Source organism: Flavobacterium cerinum (genome assembly GCF_024496085.1).
Classification (GTDB): domain Bacteria; phylum Bacteroidota; class Bacteroidia; order Flavobacteriales; family Flavobacteriaceae; genus Flavobacterium; species Flavobacterium cerinum_A.
Genome location: NZ_CP101751.1, coordinates 1,844,416 through 1,864,431, shown reverse-complemented (window position 1 = coordinate 1,864,431; position 20,016 = coordinate 1,844,416). Strand labels below are relative to the sequence as shown.

Genomic DNA, 20,016 nt, shown 5'->3' with positions numbered 1-20,016 from the left:
GCACTTTTTTTATTGGCTAAGGTCGCAGCAAGCTATCCAATGCTTTATCCAGAAACTTATATTTAAACTGAAAACCATTATCCAGTACCTTTTGTGCACTTACTTTCTGACTTTCATACAAGAGAATGTGCATATCTCCTAAAATCAGTTTCATCATAAAGCGCGGTGCATTCGGCAGTATTATATCCTTATTTACAGCATCAGCAATCGCTTTAATCATTTCCTGACTGGTTACCGGATTCGGAGCAACCGCGTTATAAATACCGATCCAGTTATTTTCCATTGCATAATAAATCATATCCGCCAGATCATGAATATGAATCCAGGACTGCCATTGTTTTCCGCTTCCAAATCCGGATCCGATTCCCGCTTTGATCGGTTTTAGCATTTCCATTAAAACACCACCCTGATTCGACAGCACTAATCCAAAGCGAAGTTTACAGGTTCCAATATTCAAACGCCGAAACTGATCAACAGCATCTTCCCATTTCACAACTACATTTGCTAAAAACGTATCGCTTACGTCTTTTGCTTCTTCACTATATAATTCAGTTAGACTATCCGGATAAATTCCAATGGCAGACGCACTGATAATCTGTCGTACCTGATTCGGATTTTCTTTCAGCACTTTATACAGCAGATTGGTCGACAAAATCCGACTTTCGATAATTTCGGATTTATAAGCTGAAGTCCAACGTTTTGAGATAGAAGCTCCGGCCAGGTGCACGATTACATCAACACCCAAAAGGCAATTTTCATCAATAATACCTTGTTCCGGATTCCAGAAAAAACCATGGTAATAGGACTCCTTTTCTATTTTTTTCCGGGAAGTAGTCAGATAATGAATCGCAATACCGTTCTGCAACAGTAGAGCAACCACCTCTTTTCCCACTAAGCCTGTAGCTCCCGTAATTAATACTTTCATAGACTCCCCTTTCTTTTTTAAAACACTATAGAATCAGGCCACAGCCTTTTCATTTTCAGCATTTTATTACAAATTTAACCACAATAAGGGGACTATAAAAGTTATTTAAGTTAGGTTTAACGTATAAAAATGCTACTTAATTCTTACACTCCATTCAAATTCCATTTCCGATACCGGATCGCCTTTTTCATCTCGTCCAACCGATTTCATCCAAAATGTCTGACCTTCTCCGGTTGCAATTGTCTTTTTAATTGCTTCTTCAATCAAATGGCCATCCTGACAAAGAAAAGTAATCCTGCCTCGTGCCTTTTTTGAAAAGTTACCTTTATTATTAGCCACAAGCATCGAGATCTTCTTACCGCTACGCTGAATCTGATACATCACAAGAGCTCCGGTAGTTAATTCGGCCGCCATAGCCTGAACGGCAAAATACATCGAATTAAATGGATTTTGATTGATCCAGCGGTGTTTTACAGTTACTTCACAAGAAGTCTCCGATATCTTTCGTACTCTGACACCAGTCCAAAAAGCAGACGGCAACTTAAAGAATAAAAAGGTATTTAATTTTGAAGGTGTAAATTCCATAAAGCCTTTATTTTCTATAAAAATACAAAAAATACTATGCATTCATAACAAAATTTAATAGTACAATATAATCCATTCTATTCAGAAGATATCGTTGGTAATTCCGAATAGTCCATTTCAAATGTTCTTTTGTCTATTTCACTCTCACTTTTTACCTCTAAATTTACCTAATATGATTTTAATCAAAGAAGTATACTCTTTTTACAGGCTCCATCAGAAGAAGAATACTTATATATAGTATAGCAGACAATACCAATTAAAAACACTATTCTTATAATGAGAACGCTTTTCATTTATCCCGCTTTTACACTTTTAATGACTATAAAATGTTTATTCACTCAAAATACAACTACTATGGATTCCTTATACCAAAAGAAAAGTAATTCCGATTTTTATACCACCGAACAGCATCTGAAAAAAGAATTGGAACTACAACACATACACATCTTTTCAGCAACAGATCACTCAAAAAATGCTTCAGATATCGGAATCAAAATGAATCCTTCCAAAGTTTTTATTCTTGGGAATGCCAAAGCCGGCACACCCTTAATGCTCGAAGATCCGCTTATAGCGATTGAACTTCCGTTAAAAATACTTTTGGTTGAAGACGACAAAAAACAGGTTTGGGTGTATTACAAAAATTTACATCCGCTAAAAAACACCTATAGTATTCAGAAATCTGCTGATCAGTTAACTATGATCGACACAAAGATGCATCATATAATAGAGAGCGTTTGCCAATAAGAGCGATGTCTAAAATGTAACTTTTCCAATCTTTCCTTTATTTATAATAAAACCCTTCGCTTAATTAACACTCCTTTTTGATTATCTGCTCCCGCTATTCTGTTGAATATCCTATGATTTTCAAGTGCCGGTAGTGCAATTATTTAATCTTCTAAGAAAAATAAAGAGCATCTTCTGACTATTTTATTTTTCGTCTCACAAATACTTCATTTTATCATTTTCAACGTAAACCCTCTGTTTTAAAGGCATTACATAATTAAACAGCAAGATTACCCTTTTTCTCAATTGTTAAAAAAAAGTTAAATTAATGTACTATGCAATACAAGATACCATTCTTTAGCCATATATTTGTATAAGAAAATAATAGCTAATCAATAGTATTATAAAAACGAGAATCAATCATCAATCAAAAAACAATAGTATCATGACAACAACGACCAACGAAAAGAACACTGCGACGATAATGCACTTAAGTACATTTAGTCAGTATTTTATTCCATTTGGAAATTATTTCTTTCCAATTTTGATTTGGGCTTTTAAAAGAAATAAATCCGAATTCGTAGACTTTAACGGAAAGCAAACTTTAAATTTTCAATTAAGTATGTTACTGTATTCTTTAATATTATTATTAATAGCAGTACCGGTTTTACTTTATACAATATTTAAAAACATTTCTTTTACAAGTTTTGACCAAGGCGACTTTTTAATTCGCGATATGTCAACAGCCAATTTATCCGGAATTGTAATTGTAGCCCTAATAGCCGGATTGTTGTTCTGTTTTCTAAAAGTAATTGAGTTTTTCCTTGTCATTTATGCAGCTGTTAAAAGCAGCAACGGCGAACTATACAATTATCCGTTAACGATTTCCTTTTTAAAATAAAAAATCAATCATCAATTATATCAATCATCATCAATCATCAATCAAAAAATGAACAGTTTAATATCAAAAAAGACATTCTATGAACATTGAGAACACCAAAGCTCAGATGCGCAAAGGAATTCTGGAATTTTGCATCCTTTCTGTAATCAAAGAAAAAGATGCCTACACATCCGAAATTCTGGACACTTTGAAAAACGCAAAACTACTTGTAGTGGAAGGCACCGTATATCCCTTATTGACCCGATTAAAAAATGACGGTTTACTCAACTATCGCTGGGAAGAATCGACATCGGGGCCACCGAGAAAATACTATAGTCTGACCGAAGAAGGACATGAATTTTTAAAAGAATTAAATAATACCTGGACAGAATTGTCTGATGCAGTAAACATTATAACTAGCCAAAACCAATAGCCATGAACAAAACAGTAAGTATAAATTTAGGAGGTTTTTTCTTTCACATTGATGAAGATGCCTTTCAGAAATTAAACCGATACTTCGATGCAATCAAGCGTTCATTATCTCCTGATGGCAGAGACGAAATCATGAATGATATTGAAAGCAGGATAGCTGAACTATTATCCGAAAAGCTTTCAAATGATAAACAAGTGGTAAGTTTAACCGAAATTGATCAGGTAATAGCCGTAATGGGTCAGCCGGAAGACTATCGCCTTGAAGACGATACCGACAACGAAAAAACGACCTATACAGCCTATCCTCCTTCTAACGGATCTAAAAAATTATACCGTGACAAAGAAAAAGGAATGTTAGGTGGTGTTGCAGCCGGTTTCGGTCACTATATCGGTATCGATCCGCTTTGGATACGTATCATTTTAATCTTATTGGTTGTGGCCGGGTTCGGGACAGGTATTGTTGCTTATCTCATTTTATGGATTCTGATTCCGGAAGCTAAAACAACAGCAGAAAAGTTGGAAATGACCGGTGAACCGATAACCATTTCGAATATCGAGAAGAAAGTTCGCGAAGGATTTGGAGAAATATCCGACAAAATCAACAATCTTGATCATCAGAAAATAGCACACGAAGCAAAAAGCGGAGCCACTAAAGTTGCTACAACGATAGAAGATATTTTCCTGGTAATTTTTAAAGTTTTCGCAAAAGTAATCGGAGCCATAATCGTGATGTTTTCGCTAATGGGTTTAATCGGAATCGTAATAAGTTCTATTATGATGATCTTTACCGCAGCCATTCCGAACTCCCCTTTCTTTGATTTTATGAATGCTTTTAACTATACCGATATGCCGATGTGGTTATTAGGAATCTTAATCTTATTAAGCGTAGGAATTCCATTATTTTTCTTCTTCCTTTTAGGATTAAAGATATTGGTAAACAATCTGAGATCCATCGGAAATGTAGCTAAATTCACTTTGCTGGGTATCTGGATTATTGCCTTGATCATGTTAGGTTATTTTGGAATTCGTCAGGCAACTGAAGTAGGCTTTGAAGGTAAAGTTGTAGAAAAAGCAAATCTGACTCAGATTACGAATGACACATTACACATCAAAATGCGTTTTAATGATTATTTTTCAAAAACTGCCGATGGTGATACTGAATTCCGATTTGAACAGGATTCCGCTCAAAATGAAGTAATCTATTCCAACAATATTGAAATTCATTTGTTACGATCAACGGACACTCCTTATGTACAAATTGAAAAAGTTGCCGGAGGACGATCATTATCTGATGCCCGTAAAAGAGCTGAAAAAATTAAATATAATTTTGAAATTCAAGGAAATACATTAATTTTAGACAACTATTTACTAACCGGTATTACAAACAAATACCGCAATCAGGAAGTTCGGATTTATGTATACCTACCGGAAGGTACGATTCTTCATCCGGGTGAAAATGTAGATGATTATGTGAGAAACAACACTTCAAACTATTATTTACATGGTGATGCGGATCAATATTATTATAAAGTACTGAAAGATGAATTAAAATGTTTGAATTGTCCGGACGAAGAGAGCGAAGAATGGGACGAAGACAATGATCCTGCCGACAGTACTAATACCACAATTACCATCAACAGTAAAGGCGTTCAGATTAAAGAAAGTACTAAAAAAGAAGTGACCAAAAGTGTAGAAGGTGTACAGTTGAAAAAAGATCAGATCATCATCAACACAAAATAAACAGAGCGATAAAGTCGCCGGACAAAAGGCGGCTTTATCCTTTTTAAAGTGACATCGGAAATCCCGACTTGCTTAACATCATCCAATCAATCAAAAAACAAATATTATGATCAAATTAGCTATTCATTTTGCAAAAGTAGTCATTGCTACAGTGGTGGCACTGCTATTTGGTTCCTGTAACAATTTCAACATATCAAATCTGGAAAGAGTAGACGGAAGCGGTAATGTTGTAACCAAAACACGAAATGTTTCCTCCAATTTCACTTCTATTTCAGCGTCACGCGGTTTAGAGGTCATTCTGGAACAAGCTTCTGAAACAAAAGTATCGGTAAAAGCAGACGATAACTTACAAAATCACATCAAAACGGAAGTAGTAGACGGTGAATTGCGCATCACTTCTGATGTTAACATCCGAAATGCCGAAGCTAAAAAAGTATACGTAATGTTACCCAAACTGGATTCATTCGAAGCTTCAAGCGGCGTAAGCGTAAGCAGTAAAAACACTTTACACAATAATGTAATTGCCTTTTCATCCAGCAGCGGTAGCAGTATCACCGTAAAAGTGAGTGCAGAAACCGTGAGTTGTGAAAGTAGTAGCGGTAGTGAAATCAGAATCAGCGGAAAAGCCAATCGCCTGGAAACCGATTCTTCAAGTGGTAGCTCCATCGATGCCAAAGAATTAGCGACAAAAGATGCGATAGCCGATGCCTCCAGCGGAAGCAGTATCATACTCAATACTACGCAAAGCCTTGCAGCCGAAGCATCGAGCGGAAGTTCAGTTTCCTATATCGGTTCTCCGGGTAATATCAGTAAAAAAGCAAGTTCCGGCGGTAGCGTATCCCCATATTAAAAAATCAGAAGCATCGTAAAGACGGTGCTTTTTTTATGTCTTTAAATTGATAAGCAAATGCTAAAATAGTCTCGGGCAGTAATTTTTTAGCTAAATTTGCGCTTCAAATACCTGATAGTTCATGAAAAAAACGATTTTATTATTTGCCCTATTATTGACTGCAACGCTTTCTTTCGCTCAGAAAAAAGAAAAACTTAAAGGTTCTAAAATTGTAACCGTTACCCAAAAAGATGTTGAAAAATTCGAAAGTCTGGAATTTGAAGACAATCTGGAAGTATTCCTTGTAAAAGGAGACAAACAAGCTTTAGAAATTGAAGCCGATGACAATCTTCACGAATCCATTAAAGCGGAGATGTATGGCAGTACCTTACGCGTTTATACCGATAAAGACATTTCGAATGCTAAAAAATTAAGTGTTCGCGTTACCTATACCAATGATCTTAAAATGATTTCCGCTAAAAACGAAACCAAATTAAATGCACTGGCGGATTTACAGTTAGACAATATTACGGTAAAGAATTTTGATTATTCCAAATCTTTCCTAAATGTAAAATCCTCTTCTTTTACCATTCTGCTAAATGACAAAAGTAAAGCGGAATTGAATGTAAAAGCAGAATTTGCGGCATTTGAATTGAGTAAAAATGCCGAGTTAAAAGCCTTGATTGCCGCAGCAGAATCAAAAATTGACTTATATCAGAAGAGTACGGCGACCCTTGAGGGGGATTCCGGTGTTTCAAAAATCCGTTTAGACAACAATGCTGTGCTAAATGCCAAGAAGTTTGCTGTAACTGATATGGAACTGATTGCGGAAGCCTATACCAGCTGTAATGTAAATGCAGCTAAAACGATCAGCATCTTTGCAACGGGAAAATCGGAAATTCAATTGTTAGGAGCTCCGAAAGTAGACATGAAAAATTTTGCAGATAACGCTACTTTATATAAAAAGCAACAATAATCGATCATAAAAAAACGCCCTGATAATCAGGGCGTTTTTTATTTATATATACCAGGATAGTTTATTCCTGAGCAGCTAAATATCTTTCGGCATCCAAAGCCGCCATACATCCGGTTCCCGCAGCTGTAATTGCCTGACGGTAAACATGATCAGCAGCATCTCCGGCAACAAAAACACCCGGTACGTTTGTTTTAGAAGTTCCCGGTTCGTTAATGATATATCCGGTTTCATCCAATGTGATAAAATCTTTAAAGATATCGGTATTCGGTTGGTGTCCGATTGCTACGAAAAATCCGGTTACCGGAATTTCGGTTAACTCACCCGTTCCTCTGTTTTTCACGCGTACAGCTGTTACCACTTGTCCGTCTCCGATAACCTCATCTGTTTCGGTATGCAACAAAATTTCGATGTTTTCGGTTTTACGAACACGATCTTCCATAATACGGGATGCACGGAACTTGTCGCTTCGAACCAACATGGTCACTTTTCGACATAGTTTTGACAAATAGTGTGCTTCTTCACAAGCACTATCCCCTGCTCCAACGATAATTACATCCTGGTTACGGTAGAAAAATCCGTCACAAACCGCACAAGCAGAAACACCACCTCCTAATTGCAGGTATTTTTGTTCTGACGGTAATCCTAAATATTTTGCTGAAGCTCCGGTACTGATAATTACAGTATCGCAGTGTATTTCTTTGGTATCGTTTATCCAAACTTTATGTATAGGCCCTGAAAAATCGACTTTAGTAGCCCATCCGTCGCGAACATCAGTACCAAAACGTTTTGCCTGATCTTGTAACTGTACCATCATTTCCGGTCCGGTTACGCCATCCGGATAACCCGGAAAGTTTTCGACTTCATTGGTTGTGGTTAATTGTCCGCCGGGTTGTGTTCCCTGGTAAAGCACCGGGTTCATGTTTGCTCTGGCCGCATAAATAGCTGCTGTATAACCAGCAGGCCCCGACCCGATAATCAAACATTTTACTCTTTCAATCGTATCTGACATAATTTTGTTTTTAATTTTTTAGTGATAGCAAATGTAAGTTTTAATTAAAAAAGATTCGCACAAAAGAGATCAGTTTTAACTATCCGAAAATAAAAATGATTTATTTTTCAAAAACGTTTTGCAAATTAAATTTTAGTTCTATATTTGCACCCACAATAACAGACCGAAACGGGGTGTAGCGTAGCCCGGTCATCGCGCCTGGTTTGGGACCAGGAGGTCGCAGGTTCGAATCCTGCCACCCCGACACAAAAGCCTTATACAGGCCGTCAAAACCCCTTAAATCGTATGATTTAAGGGGTTTTTCTATTTATTTAACTCCAAAATAATCAGGTTATATCAGATAAAAAGGGACCTATTCGGTTACCCATTTTGTTTTTTTAAGTTTAGGTCCCAAATATGAGATTAACATATTGCTATTCAGTCAATTTATCCAGAATATCCACTCAAAGCACTGAATTACAAATAATTAATTATTCTACTTGAATTATATATAAAAAATTTAAAGTTTAAGTAGTTTTTTTTATGGTTTCTTCATAAAAAACATATTTCACTGTATACTAAACTAGTAGGGTAATGTAATAAAGAATATTCTTTCTCCTATTTTAGGAGAAAAAAATAACTGAATCGTTTTTAAACGCTGTATAATAAAAATTAGTTGATTGTACCTCAAAAGTTTATTGTACAACAAATGCTAAATTTGTATTAATAACTAAACAAACCCAACTATGAAAATACAAAGAAATAACCAATGCCCATGCGGAAGCGGGGAAAAGTACAAAAAATGCTGCCTTAACAAGCCGCTGGTGCAACAAGACAGTTCTTATGTCAACGATTCTACAGATGAGATTGATTTTTTCAACAAATACAATACAACAGATTTACTGCAATCCATAGCAGGGTTAAGCATCTTAAAGGAAAATCACGGGAAAAATTATAGGTTTGAACAGATAACCGAGGAAGCGATTTTGTATTTTAACACTAATGCTGCGAGTGCCTCCATACCTGAACTTCGAGATTTCCTTTCGTCAAAGTATCCAAGTGAGGCAATGGAAGACGATCCTTTTAACCTTTTTACGGAGATAGTAACTTTTCATGGCGGAGATTACATTATATTTCCAGGAATAAGCGAGAGTACTTCTTTTATTCTTGGGAGCCTTCTGAAAGCAATTTTTCAGACCCCAGACAATCAGCTTCCAGATGAATTTATGAAAATTGCCTACCAGGCTTCTATGTTTATTTTGGAAATATCCGACCATATTGCTAAAGTGAATGGTTACGCACGTTATCTTACGGGTGAAATAGACAAAGGACTTGTGAAGTTTCCATCGGAGGAGAGATTTGACATACTGAAAAAATCCGTTGAGATTACTAGAGCGGAAATGTACAGACTGCTGCAGACCTTCAATATCGAGAAATCAATCCTTGATTCTTTTCTTCTTGAAATATCTTCTCCTGATCTGGGTGGAAGATATGGGCAGGACAGTCCGCTGACTACACATCCAATTGTAAATGCTCAAGACAGGTTTGTGGTTGTTTCGCCAAGCAATTTAAGCTATGCCTTGGTAGAGTTTATAAAAAGTGAAGCAAAAAGAATCGGCTGTTATGAATTGTTGGTTGAAGCATATCATGATTTTATATGGTTGGATTTACAGTTAAAAATTAAAAAACTCGGGTTTACGTATATTCCTCTTGAAGTTACAGAAAACCTAAACGGACCTTCCTTGAGATATGGTGTATATAAATTTGACGATGATAAGATCGCACTGGCATATCAAAAATATCCCGGGCAGAGTTTGAAAGAGAAACAAGATCAAGAAACTTCTTTTAAGACGGTATTGGGCATGCCAGAATTCAAAGAATTTGAAATATTAGAACTGCCGATTGTTTCGAGTATTAATGAAATGTTTTTTGCTGGCGCAGACAAAAATGCCGATAGACAGACACTCATCCTTGAGGCTTCAGAACTAAATATTATCAGTGGACTGAAAGATGTCAATGCAATTGACCTGTACAAATTTGCGACAGCAAATGATAAGGCACATGATTCGATGATGGTTCCGACTTCTTTTCTTGACAGATTTAAATTCTATCAGGACAACGACAATTCATTTTATTGCTCTGACAATGCAGGCCCAACAAGCATTATAATTGAACCAGGTTATGGATTTGACCTCCTTCTAAAATCTAAAGAGAATGTTGACCTCCATTCAGCCCGTTTTAAAGAAGATGGCAAGGTGAAATTAATGGAAGTCATGAAGACAGATAAATACGGAAGCACCTATTTAAATCTTGAGGAAATTGGGACTGGAAAACTCAATTTGCTGGTAGAAAATCTGCCAGTATACATTTGGATATCACCTTTAGAGATGTCAACTAGAACAAATCCTGCGCTAAATAATATGTATTGGGAATTATGCGACGCAATTGCTTATTGGTTGTGGCAGCTAGAAGACAGTATTAAAGAAAAATTATCATCATTAGGATCGGTACCTATTAAAATAATATTCACCTTAGATGATGAAAGTAAATTTGCTGAAATAGATCGTAATTTTGAAAGAGACCCAGCATTATTTGACTATTTCATCGTAAAAGCAACGGAAGATTCTATAAATATTACCATTCCTCATCAAATTCTGCCTTATTTATATGGAGCAGACAATGAGGGTGAAAGACAGCTGGTAAGAGCTATCCTGACTGGATTGAATGATTTGCTAATCAGCAATTCAAAGCCAGGCTTTACAAAGGCAGAAATAACCAGCAAGATAGATGAAGCTGCTCCTCTGGGAATTAAGAAAAAAATATATGTCCTGGATACTAATGACAACCTCCTGCTGGAACCCAAGAATCTTTCCGGATATAGGCTGGTTGAACAGCATGATGTCAATGTTGTGCTCGACAATATAGTTCCGCTTCTTGGAGAGCATGCTCCCCCTGTTGGAGAATTAACTACAAAAAAAGAAAAGGAAAAGCTTACCTCGGCTATAGTTCAAAAAGCATTGCTTCCATATTTAAGAACTAAAATACAGCAATACGATTCTACTGAATTATTAAAAAGACTCATCAGGATTAATGAGGGGCTGATTAATAAAAGAGAGCGATTAAGAATCAATACTCCAACAAGAATAGCATGTTTTGTTAGTGTTGAGCAGCATCAAGTAGATTTGGCTAAAGATTTGCAAGATCTGGACAAATCTACCATATCTGTTCGCTGCCTCATTGAACATGTTACCGCCGAGCCTTACAAAGGAAGCCACCCCGTGAGCAAAACAGCAATCGATGAACTTATGGCTATTATGGAGCAGATACTTGCATGGGGCTCTACCGGGGATCAGATACATTTCGACCTCCTTGACATAGAATTATCGGTTCTTCCTTCAAAAAGAATTGGAAGCAAGAAAGAAAACATACGTGATATTTTTGACCCATTTCAAAGTGCAAAAACAGAAGAAAATATTACTGACGCAATTGAAACTTACAAACATGTTTTTCCTCAGCATCTGACCACCGAAAAAAAAGATGTCCCTGTAGCATTGGAAAAAGCATTTTTAAAAGATTATGGCATTACTTTTTCCCGTTTATGTGAATTTGTGGAAGGCTTATGCCACATTGGCTTTCTGCAGGAGGATGCATGTGCCAGTTTCCCGCTCAGTAGGTTAAATGCAGAGATAAACAAATATGTGGATTCATTTTCAAGCGATGAATTTGATAATGCAGTTGAGTTTTTAAGTCTTCGGGCAAGAGGGAAAGTAGATAAGTTGCCGGCTGGAAAATATGAATTTATTGACATTATTCCTTGGAGATATAACAGAATACTGTCCCTACTTCGAAAACCGTTAGTAATAGTTGACGAAGATGGCGATAGTACTGCATATTGGGGAGTCCGACAAATGCTTCAATGCAGAATGACCTGGGTGCAGCAGCTGCTATCGGGCCGTTTTAGGTCATCTGACGGCAGTGAAGTAAGCAAAGCCATAGGAAAGTTTGCCAATGAGCGGGGCGATGAATTGGTTAAAGCGGTCGTAAAATCAATTGACCCCACCAATCTGATAATAGATACGGATGCTTACATTAAACCTAAGGCTCTCTTAAACCACACAGAAGATATTGGAGATGTAGATGTATTAATAATTGACCAGACAAATAAAATCCTATATAGTCTTGAATGCAAGAGTATGTCTCCAAGCAGGAACGTAAAGGAAATGATTGAAGAAGTGACGAAACTGTTCGGAGAAAATTCATCAGACAAAGGCTGGATTGAAAAGCATATGACCAGACATGTCTGGCTGGAAAACAATCTTTCCACAGTTGGCAAGGTCTATAACATCGACATGACTGGTTTTAAGGTAAAGTCATTCTTTGTTACAAATGAAGAAATGCTAACTCCGCACTTGCGAAAGGAGGCGCTTCCTCTGCCTTTTATAACTTTATACGATCTTGAAAAAAATGGTTTTAGTACCTTAGAAAAAAATTATGACCATCAGATCAGAAAATAGCTGCTAAATATTACCAGTATATTGAATCTGTAATATTTATAATTTGATTTAGTAATTTTACAGGATATAAGAAAAACCGGCGGGTATATAATATACCCGCTTTTTAAGTCTTTTTTCATAATCAATAATTTCATAAAGCAGATGGAGAAACAATTATATGCTTTTGATGAGTCAGGAAATACAGGCGGCGATCTTTTAAACAGAGACCAGCCGGTTTTTGTCTTGTCTTCTGTACGCTTAACTGAAGCGCAGGCTACCCTTTTGAGAGGTTTACTAACAGCTAAAGCAGATGAGTTAAAATTCAGCCGCCTAAAGAAGAGTACGAGGTATCAGAAAGAAATAGTAGCACTGTTAAACCACGAAATTATATCTAATGAGACCGTACAGATTGCCTTATTTCATAAACAGTACTGCATATGGCTTCATACTGTTGACAGACTGATAGAACACGTTCTTAGGGAGGATATTGGTTGTGATGTATATGAAGATGGCCAAAACATCGCCATAACAAATATGCTGTTTTTCTGTGTTCCGGCATTCTGCGATCCGCAGGCAGTTCAAGAGTATAAACAAGCTTTCATTAATTTATTCCAGTTTAGGGATGAAGTTCATATAGATAAGTTTTACACGGCAGTTGAAAACCTTATCGCATCAAGTAAGGATGAAAAGTTCGTAGACGCACTCTTGCCAATTTTGGGCAGCTATCGGTATATCGATGAAATCTTAAACCGTTGGGATAAATACAATTTTGATTCAACATTGGCTGGCTTTATTAATCTGATAGATTACTGGGGAAGAAAAACAAATACATTTTTTAATGCCATTGTTGATAATTCAAAACCCCTTGTTCATCACAAGGAACTTATCGATCTGGTTACGAGCATAAACAAGGAAGGAGAAATAGGCACTGACAGGAGGAAACTAAAACTGCCTCTAAAATTGATTGACATTGAATTTGCCGATTCTAAGGATTTCCATGCGGTGCAAATAGCTGACGTAATTGCCGGTGCAGCGAATCACTACTTCAAGGCTGTCGCTGATCCCCGCCACGTTGACAATTTTTCTGAAATGCTTGGCCAGACAAAACTTGTTGAATTGACTTATAGCCCGGTGTGGCCCCATATGGCGTTTACGCCTGAGGAGCTTGGAACCCAACATGATGGAGGCGAAAACATTCTCGACAGTCTCGCATTTCTAAGCCAGCGAAAAAACTAAGGCGGGTAGAATATTTATCAACTGACATTAGGACGTTTTTTTTCCTGATTGATGGTAGCCGCAACAGCAAAAATATTTTCAAAGACTAGTGTCAAACCCGACCAATCATGTCCAGGTTGAAGTGCCCCCGCGTCGATGCTGCTTTGTACCTTTAGATAGAATTTTTTTTGCAGCTCAGCCTTACGCGATAATTCTCCTTGATAGATGTTTATCTGATGTTCAATCCCCTTCCATTCAACTGGGGCTAGTTGGCCACTTATATCGGTCAATATATCCGTCCCCAAATACATTTCTATACTGCAGGCGCGTCCATTTACATTTTCATTTGTATTGCCTTGAGGTCCAAGCGTTGGATACTTTTCTGCAAGTTGTATTGAGGGGAGATTCATTATTCTAAAATTAGCTGGTAGATTTCTTTTTTTCAATCTCGCGATAGCTGCAACACCAGCAGCATCATAGTCAAAAAGGCCTATAATTTTATTATTTATTCCTGCGGCCGCAAAGGATTTAATTGTTTTTTCAAGCATAGCAGACCCGCCTTCAGCTTTATAACTGTCAAAATCAAGAAACGAGAAATAACTTTCAACTTTCGGAAACAGTAATTTTAAGGATTTGCTTAAAATCTCGCTGTCAGTACTCCCTTCAGTGAGAATTATGACTTTCTGAAATGCTAATGTTGAATCAATATGACTTTGGGCGGTGCCAGCGCAGATCAGCTCATCTTCTTCATAATATCCCGAGCTTACAAGTGATGTGACATCTAAAATTAATTCAGATTCTAAATCTACAGCTTCTAACGCGGCCCGAATAAAATATCCCATTCCAATATTTGGATAACCTAAATATAAGTCTTCATCAATATCATTGTATTCAAGAATAAATCGATAAATCCCATCATACTTGTCGATGTCCTCGCTGTAAATTGTAATATTTTGATCGAATATATATCTGATAGATATTAACCAGTGCTCAAACCCTCCGTTCATTAATGTACTAAGATGCTGTACATCGTTGTTTTGTAAACTACCTGCGAATTCTTGACTGCTTTGCTGCCTACTATGTAAAGCCCTTTCTATCCCTTCTACGAACTCCCTCTTAACCTTTTCTAAAGTATAACCCATAATTTCAAGACGCAGTTTCATGGTCTCCACCGAGGCTGCATATTCGTAAGTAGGCACTTCATCAGTATCACTTAATGGCTGTGTATAATAAAGATCATATGGGACAGAACGACTGCGCTTGTCTTGTTCATTAAAGAAACAAGACCAAAAAGGATTAATGTAGCTTTTTGACTGATCTATTTCATAACCTCCCAAAGTTAAAGAGCAATAACTTCCCATATTTATATTAACTATATTTAAATTTCTAATTGATCTACCAGAGAACCGCCCAAAGCTTAGTCAATTTTTGCTCACATAAAAGTGATAAAATCAACTTCAATTGTTCATCTTTTATTTCTCAAAGTTAAATACAAATATACCTTATATTACAAAGTCAAACTTTGGATTTCAATGACGGGTCTATTCTTAATTGAGCTTTTTGTTATATCTTTTTTGCTTGTTTTCGACTTAAATTTTTAATACATTTACATTAATAATATACTTTGACTGACTGGCAATAGAAGTTAACAGGTCTAAAAAAGACTGCAAAGCAAGTCAAAAAAAATGAGACCTATTCGGCTACCCTTTTTGGAAGAGTACTTGAGAACACCAATAAAATCAACGGATTAAGGAATAGGCAGGTCGTCCTGCCACCCCGACAAAAAGCTGAACAGAAATGTTCAGCTTTTTTCATTTTACACCTACACTTTACCAAATCTCTATTGCAATCGGGAAGATTGTAGGCTCAAATTTTACCATCCTAATTATTTCAACATTACTCAATCTTAGTTTTTTGTTTTATTTTAGCCCAAAACCCGTTAAATTTTTCATTTGTTCTTGAGCAGTAAGTATCGATGCTAAAAATAATAACGACCAAAGCATGAAACGAAATAAAAAAGCAAAATTCATATTCGAACTGGCCTTACCTACACTACTATCTGTTTTTTTAGTTTTTTTAGGATTCAAAAATCAAAACATCGATTTAACTAAAGCAGACAAAATTACCGGTATTGTAGAAGATCATGGAATTGACTTAAAATATGGGAGTAAAGGAAAAACAAGTGACGTTTTCTTTATTAAACTTAAGCAGGTCAATAAAAAATTGGGAATATATAGAATGTCAAATAATTATGACGATCTGATCGCACTAATAAATACCGGAGACCAATTAACGCTATATTATTACGAAAATGAAGATCAACGTGAAAATGTAAATATTAATCTTATTCAGGTTGAACGAAACAATAAAGTCTTGATCAATAAATCGGAATTTGAAAACAAGCAAAGTATTGGAATTTATATCGGAATCGGAGGGCTAATTGCAACCTTTTTGTATTTTATCTACAACCGAAAAAAATACTTTAAGCCAAAACAAAAAAGGCAACCTATTTTAGGACTAGTCCCACGAGCGGGAGGCTCGCACCAGCGAGGGGTTCTGTAAGAGATAAATTAGTCTAATCTTTCAAATAGAACTCACTTTCTGTTTTTTCAAATACTATTCCTGTAAGTTTTTCTTCTTCTATTTTTTGTTTTAACTCTTCAGATATTAAGGTGATTCCGAACGGAAGTTTAACTAAATCTGACCTATAATTTAATACAATCTGTGTCGGAATCAATCCATAACCAAAACCTTTTTCATCCCATATTTTAGCCGACTTTAAAGAATAATCCTCGCTTGAAGTTACTTCTATAATATCTCCTCCAAATCTAAGCATTGGAGAAACCCTATCTAAAATAAGTGTTGACTTTGAAAAATCTACAATATCAATTCTTTCAATAATACTAAGAATAAAATAATTATACTTATTGTTTTTAAATGTAACTACTGAGTCCAAAAAACGGACATTATGAAACGTAAAATCTTCAATTATTTTTTTGAATTTTTCACTTATAATGTAATAGCTTGAAAAGAAATTACTACTTAGAATATCAGTTACCTTTGCTTTGTCATCGGCTTTAAATTTTGTAAAATCAAGAGAAGAATCTACGTGATCTAATCCTATATATGAATATTTTTTAGTTCTTTCTACACTATTATTCTCAGGATCAATAAAATTAATAATCTGGGAATCTTTGGCTCCAGTTATTTTCTTATCAACTGAGTAATTTATTTTATAATAATTTACTTTTTTCATTTTTTATAATTGAAAAATTAATAAGTCAATTTTTAAAGGTTTATCTGACTTTAAACTAGCCTCAATAATTTCATCGATTTCTTTAGCAAAATCTTCCATAAATAATTTCATCTTTCTCTCTGTCACTACTTCAACGCTTGTCTTTAGAATATTTTTATAACCCTCTGCCCGCGCCAACCTGAGGCGTTTTTTTCCGGCTAAATATTCTTTTAATCTAAATTTTCATGCCCCCATCTCGCTAATCCCGGATCATTCGGATCAGCATCTATAACCTGTGTTAAATCTTGTGTCCTTACTAAAGTCAGTTTTATTTTATTCTCTAAAATAAGCCCCTCCAACTGTTTACTGATGAAAATATACGTCGGAAAATCAAGTACTCTAAAAATATTTCTTCCGTTCGTTTTTTCATCAATCATTTCCACTTTTGTAACATCATCCGGCCAAAATTCATTCGGATTACTATATTTTGTTCTTTTTACGTATTCACTTTTTTCCCAGTCAAAACAATCAACTAATTCAAGGATATTCATTATCCAAAATTCTTCTGTTTGTTTGAAATAATTCGACTTACATTTAATGAACTGAATGTATTCACTATCCGGAAGCGAACTTAATAAATCTTTAAACCGGGTTGAGACAATCGGAAAACGCCCGATTCCCATTATATAATCTGTTATTTTTGCTTTTTTATTTCGGAATTTAATTGTCGGATCTCCGATATCTTCAATTAAAACGCCTTCGAATTCTAATTTTTCAGCTTCTTTATTGATGTTCTCTATATTCGTGTAATATAAATCACCATCTCTTTGGTAGCTCATTATTCTGACAAAATTTGACATAACTTTTTTTAGATTTTATTATTTTATTTTATTCTTCTATAGCTACGGGGAGACTTTATTGGCACGAACGGGACGCTCACACTAGCGGTTTATACTTCTAAATTAAACCGCACTAATTGAGTTTACATTTTCATAAGGCGGTTCAATAGTCGAAAATGTCAATTGAAATATGATGTTGATATAGGGGATTTCATCCGACACTTTTGTATGTATAAATAAAAATGCCCAGCCACTTCTAAGATTTGAAATCATTATTTTTTCGTTCCAAAAATCAAAACGGTCAATATCACCCTGATACTGATCGCAAATCTGAGTAAATTCACTATGTGACAAAACAAATATGTCGTCCTCCGGTTCGATAAAGAGTTTATTTTCTGATGAGAGAGTATAATTTTCTTTATCATTCATTCCTTCCATTACAAGAATCTCACCCGTAACATCATCCCCACTTTCTGTAACAATGGCTGCAATAATGCCCTGATTCACTAATGGAATTATTCCTTCCGGAAAATCATAATTAAATTCACGTTTTTCATAATACTTTTTTAACCCTTTTTTGGAACATAATAACAAAACACCATCTGTTTCTTTTTCGAATTGTACGACCATATATTTGACTTAAAGTTATTTGACCCGATCCTACTTTACTTATACAGTATAGGATCTGACATAGCTATCGCTAAAGTAAGGATTATCTCTCAAACATGTGATATATAATTCTCAGATACCGTTTTTTATTCCGCTCTGTTTACAGGAGCATAACGTTCGTACCCGTAATAATAAAAGCTACTTCACTTTCAAATCCTTAACTACAATCGAATCCGGAAAAGCCTCAGTTGTCTTATAAAACTCCTTTTTATAGCTTTCACCTAAATCCAGAAAAGCAGCATCTAAAATATCGAGGTACGTCTTTCTTATGGCTGCCTCATTTTTTGAAGCCGGTTCTTTTAGGATAAACTGATCCAATGCCACATAAGCATATACCTTTCCTCCTACAATCTTTATGTTTTCCAGATCATCGGAAACATCTTCCTTACTGTAAATCCATTCTCTTTGATCGAATTTCAGCAAGTCGTCTTTTTTAATGACAAACAAACAACAATTCAGAAACGAATCGGGATCTTTTTCGATATTCAGATAAATAATACGTTTCGGAAAAACAGCACTATCCTTTTCCAGATAATAGAACTTTTTGTATTCTCCTTCATTCGGCATAAAAACATTCCACTTCCGTTTCCATCCTTTTAAGCGGGTGACCTCAAATATTCCTTTATATTCCCTACCCAAACTGCTTTCCATACTTTTAACCGATGTGAGTGATCCGTAACCGATTATCCCTACTTCATCTGGTTCTATTTTTATTTCTTTGATTGCCGGTTGCCGATCGGTACAACTCGTAAAAACGACCATTAAAAAAACACTTAAGCCGATCCAATATTGTAATTTATCTTTCATTTTTATACGGTTTTCCGGTTATCTGTAAAGCAAAACCACAGATTCCCATGTTAAAGCGACACTAATTTAGAAAATAATCCCAAACGGATTACTCATCCCTTTAAAACAAAAAATGAGGTTACTATAACCCCATTTTTGATTTACTTTATTTAAAGTACAGTTTACTATACACCAAACTTTCGATACCATTCCTGTATCATTTCCAGTTCATTAATTTCCGGGTATAGCATACTTATCGCTTCTTTTATCTTTTGTACAAAATTGACACATTCTGCTTTTAATCCGCTTGTGGTCATATATTCGGCCGAAATCGGAGTAATCCATTTTTCGCCCGATACGTTTTCTATTTTAACGGTATCATGATCAACTTTGGTAAATAAAATATCTCTGTCAATTCCATCTTCATAATACCACATGGCATAGGAAGCGTCTTTTTCTTTGTCACACAATTGGTAAATATCCAGTAAATGTTCCGTGAAAAGCGAAAAATCATAGAAAACCATCACATTCCAGTCTTCCCCTAAACAGTTCAGTTCAAACGTAACATTTTCAGACGCTCGCAATGCATCCTGAATCACACCGATGTAAGCATTCAGATAATCGCTGTCGCCTTCGTAGATTTCATATTCAAAATCGTTTAACTTTTTTAAATCTTTATATATCAGGTCAAATTTCATATG

19 protein-coding genes and 1 tRNA gene are annotated in these 20,016 nt (G+C 35.7%); 10 read left to right on the top strand and 10 right to left on the bottom strand.

What is annotated here, in order from left to right; translation table 11 throughout:
- Window positions 1-16 precede the first annotated feature (16 nt).
- Window positions 17-925 carry a TIGR01777 family oxidoreductase gene (locus NOX80_RS08270; protein ID WP_256552815.1) on the bottom strand — a complete coding sequence of 303 codons (909 nt, stop codon included), beginning with the start codon at window positions 923-925 and terminating at the stop codon, window positions 17-19.
- Between the two features lie 132 nt (window positions 926-1,057).
- Window positions 1,058-1,510, bottom strand: coding sequence for a DUF4442 domain-containing protein (locus NOX80_RS08265; RefSeq protein ID WP_256552997.1), 453 nt, complete (start codon window positions 1,508-1,510; stop codon window positions 1,058-1,060).
- A 354-nt stretch (window positions 1,511-1,864) separates the two neighbouring features.
- On the opposite strand from NOX80_RS08265, the gene NOX80_RS08260 reads away from it, so the two are divergent.
- From NOX80_RS08260 to NOX80_RS08235, 6 genes are all read left to right on the top strand, one after another.
- Window positions 1,865-2,254, top strand: a complete 390-nt coding sequence (locus tag NOX80_RS08260) for a DUF302 domain-containing protein (RefSeq protein ID WP_256552814.1) — start codon at window positions 1,865-1,867, stop codon at window positions 2,252-2,254.
- Between the two features lie 424 nt (window positions 2,255-2,678).
- Window positions 2,679-3,134 carry a DUF4870 domain-containing protein gene (locus tag NOX80_RS08255; RefSeq protein ID WP_256552813.1) on the top strand — a complete coding sequence of 152 codons (456 nt, stop codon included), beginning with the start codon at window positions 2,679-2,681 and terminating at the stop codon, window positions 3,132-3,134.
- 79 nt (window positions 3,135-3,213) lie between these two features.
- Entirely contained in the window at window positions 3,214-3,546 is a 333-nt protein-coding gene (locus NOX80_RS08250) for a PadR family transcriptional regulator (protein ID WP_256552812.1), read from the top strand.
- A gap of 2 nt (window positions 3,547-3,548) precedes the next feature.
- On the top strand, window positions 3,549-5,285 hold the full coding sequence (locus NOX80_RS08245; RefSeq protein WP_256552811.1) for a PspC domain-containing protein: 1,737 nt from the start codon (window positions 3,549-3,551) through the stop codon (window positions 5,283-5,285).
- Window positions 5,286-5,391: 106 nt separating this feature from the next.
- A complete protein-coding gene (locus NOX80_RS08240; protein ID WP_256552810.1) occupies window positions 5,392-6,135 on the top strand; it encodes a head GIN domain-containing protein in 744 nt (247 codons plus the stop codon).
- Between the two features lie 121 nt (window positions 6,136-6,256).
- Window positions 6,257-7,090, top strand: a complete 834-nt coding sequence (locus tag NOX80_RS08235) for a GIN domain-containing protein (protein ID WP_256552809.1) — start codon at window positions 6,257-6,259, stop codon at window positions 7,088-7,090.
- Window positions 7,091-7,151: 61 nt separating this feature from the next.
- On the opposite strand, the gene trxB is transcribed toward NOX80_RS08235, so the two are convergent.
- Complete coding sequence (trxB, locus tag NOX80_RS08230; protein WP_256552808.1) at window positions 7,152-8,099, bottom strand: thioredoxin-disulfide reductase; 948 nt, start codon at window positions 8,097-8,099, stop codon at window positions 7,152-7,154.
- Window positions 8,100-8,268: 169 nt separating this feature from the next.
- Between trxB and NOX80_RS08225 the strand changes: the two genes are divergently transcribed.
- The 3 genes from NOX80_RS08225 (at window position 8,269) to NOX80_RS08215 (ending at window position 13,807) form a co-directional block, all read left to right on the top strand.
- Window positions 8,269-8,343 (top strand) — tRNA-Pro (locus NOX80_RS08225).
- A gap of 481 nt (window positions 8,344-8,824) precedes the next feature.
- Window positions 8,825-12,592, top strand: a complete 3,768-nt coding sequence (locus NOX80_RS08220) for a YecA family protein (RefSeq protein ID WP_256552807.1) — start codon at window positions 8,825-8,827, stop codon at window positions 12,590-12,592.
- A 141-nt stretch (window positions 12,593-12,733) separates the two neighbouring features.
- Window positions 12,734-13,807 (top strand): DUF3800 domain-containing protein, encoded by a 1,074-nt coding sequence (locus NOX80_RS08215; RefSeq protein ID WP_256552806.1) that lies wholly within the window; start codon window positions 12,734-12,736, stop codon window positions 13,805-13,807.
- Window positions 13,808-13,824: 17 nt separating this feature from the next.
- Here the strand turns inward: NOX80_RS08215 and NOX80_RS08210 are convergent, their stop codons facing one another.
- On the bottom strand, window positions 13,825-15,147 hold the full coding sequence (locus NOX80_RS08210; RefSeq protein WP_256552805.1) for a HEPN/Toprim-associated domain-containing protein: 1,323 nt from the start codon (window positions 15,145-15,147) through the stop codon (window positions 13,825-13,827).
- Window positions 15,148-15,787: 640 nt separating this feature from the next.
- Between NOX80_RS08210 and NOX80_RS08205 the strand changes: the two genes are divergently transcribed.
- Window positions 15,788-16,348 (top strand): hypothetical protein, encoded by a 561-nt coding sequence (locus tag NOX80_RS08205; RefSeq protein WP_256552804.1) that lies wholly within the window; start codon window positions 15,788-15,790, stop codon window positions 16,346-16,348.
- Window positions 16,349-16,361: 13 nt separating this feature from the next.
- On the opposite strand, the gene NOX80_RS08200 is transcribed toward NOX80_RS08205, so the two are convergent.
- From NOX80_RS08200 to NOX80_RS08175, 6 genes are all read right to left on the bottom strand, one after another.
- Window positions 16,362-17,042: an imm11 family protein gene (locus NOX80_RS08200; protein WP_256552803.1), complete on the bottom strand. Its 681-nt coding sequence runs from the start codon at window positions 17,040-17,042 to the stop codon at window positions 16,362-16,364.
- Between the two features lie 3 nt (window positions 17,043-17,045).
- The gene (locus NOX80_RS08195) at window positions 17,046-17,219 is read right to left on the bottom strand and encodes a hypothetical protein (RefSeq protein WP_256552802.1); all 174 of its coding nucleotides are present in this window, start codon (window positions 17,217-17,219) and stop codon (window positions 17,046-17,048) included.
- Window positions 17,220-17,251: 32 nt separating this feature from the next.
- A complete protein-coding gene (locus NOX80_RS08190; protein ID WP_256552801.1) occupies window positions 17,252-17,860 on the bottom strand; it encodes an imm11 family protein in 609 nt (202 codons plus the stop codon).
- 123 nt (window positions 17,861-17,983) lie between these two features.
- On the bottom strand, window positions 17,984-18,490 hold the full coding sequence (locus NOX80_RS08185; RefSeq protein WP_256552800.1) for a hypothetical protein: 507 nt from the start codon (window positions 18,488-18,490) through the stop codon (window positions 17,984-17,986).
- 177 nt (window positions 18,491-18,667) lie between these two features.
- Complete coding sequence (locus NOX80_RS08180; protein WP_256552799.1) at window positions 18,668-19,336, bottom strand: hypothetical protein; 669 nt, start codon at window positions 19,334-19,336, stop codon at window positions 18,668-18,670.
- 164 nt (window positions 19,337-19,500) lie between these two features.
- Complete coding sequence (locus NOX80_RS08175) at window positions 19,501-20,013, bottom strand: hypothetical protein (RefSeq protein WP_256552798.1); 513 nt, start codon at window positions 20,011-20,013, stop codon at window positions 19,501-19,503.
- Window positions 20,014-20,016: the final 3 nt, after the last annotated feature.

Coding starts and splice junctions, on each gene's coding strand:
- NOX80_RS08270 (WP_256552815.1), bottom strand. CDS start 925: ATGAAAGTATTAATTACGGGAGCTACAGGCTTAGTGGGAAAAGAGGTG.
- NOX80_RS08265 (WP_256552997.1), bottom strand. CDS start 1,510: ATGGAATTTACACCTTCAAAATTAAATACCTTTTTATTCTTTAAGTTG.
- NOX80_RS08260 (WP_256552814.1), top strand. CDS start 1,865: ATGGATTCCTTATACCAAAAGAAAAGTAATTCCGATTTTTATACCACC.
- NOX80_RS08255 (WP_256552813.1), top strand. CDS start 2,679: ATGACAACAACGACCAACGAAAAGAACACTGCGACGATAATGCACTTA.
- NOX80_RS08250 (WP_256552812.1), top strand. CDS start 3,214: ATGAACATTGAGAACACCAAAGCTCAGATGCGCAAAGGAATTCTGGAA.
- NOX80_RS08245 (WP_256552811.1), top strand. CDS start 3,549: ATGAACAAAACAGTAAGTATAAATTTAGGAGGTTTTTTCTTTCACATT.
- NOX80_RS08240 (WP_256552810.1), top strand. CDS start 5,392: ATGATCAAATTAGCTATTCATTTTGCAAAAGTAGTCATTGCTACAGTG.
- NOX80_RS08235 (WP_256552809.1), top strand. CDS start 6,257: ATGAAAAAAACGATTTTATTATTTGCCCTATTATTGACTGCAACGCTT.
- trxB (WP_256552808.1), bottom strand. CDS start 8,099: ATGTCAGATACGATTGAAAGAGTAAAATGTTTGATTATCGGGTCGGGG.
- NOX80_RS08220 (WP_256552807.1), top strand. CDS start 8,825: ATGAAAATACAAAGAAATAACCAATGCCCATGCGGAAGCGGGGAAAAG.
- NOX80_RS08215 (WP_256552806.1), top strand. CDS start 12,734: ATGGAGAAACAATTATATGCTTTTGATGAGTCAGGAAATACAGGCGGC.
- NOX80_RS08210 (WP_256552805.1), bottom strand. CDS start 15,147: ATGGGAAGTTATTGCTCTTTAACTTTGGGAGGTTATGAAATAGATCAG.
- NOX80_RS08205 (WP_256552804.1), top strand. CDS start 15,788: ATGAAACGAAATAAAAAAGCAAAATTCATATTCGAACTGGCCTTACCT.
- NOX80_RS08200 (WP_256552803.1), bottom strand. CDS start 17,042: ATGAAAAAAGTAAATTATTATAAAATAAATTACTCAGTTGATAAGAAA.
- NOX80_RS08190 (WP_256552801.1), bottom strand. CDS start 17,860: ATGAGCTACCAAAGAGATGGTGATTTATATTACACGAATATAGAGAAC.
- NOX80_RS08185 (WP_256552800.1), bottom strand. CDS start 18,490: ATGGTCGTACAATTCGAAAAAGAAACAGATGGTGTTTTGTTATTATGT.
- NOX80_RS08180 (WP_256552799.1), bottom strand. CDS start 19,336: ATGAAAGATAAATTACAATATTGGATCGGCTTAAGTGTTTTTTTAATG.
- NOX80_RS08175 (WP_256552798.1), bottom strand. CDS start 20,013: ATGAAATTTGACCTGATATATAAAGATTTAAAAAAGTTAAACGATTTT.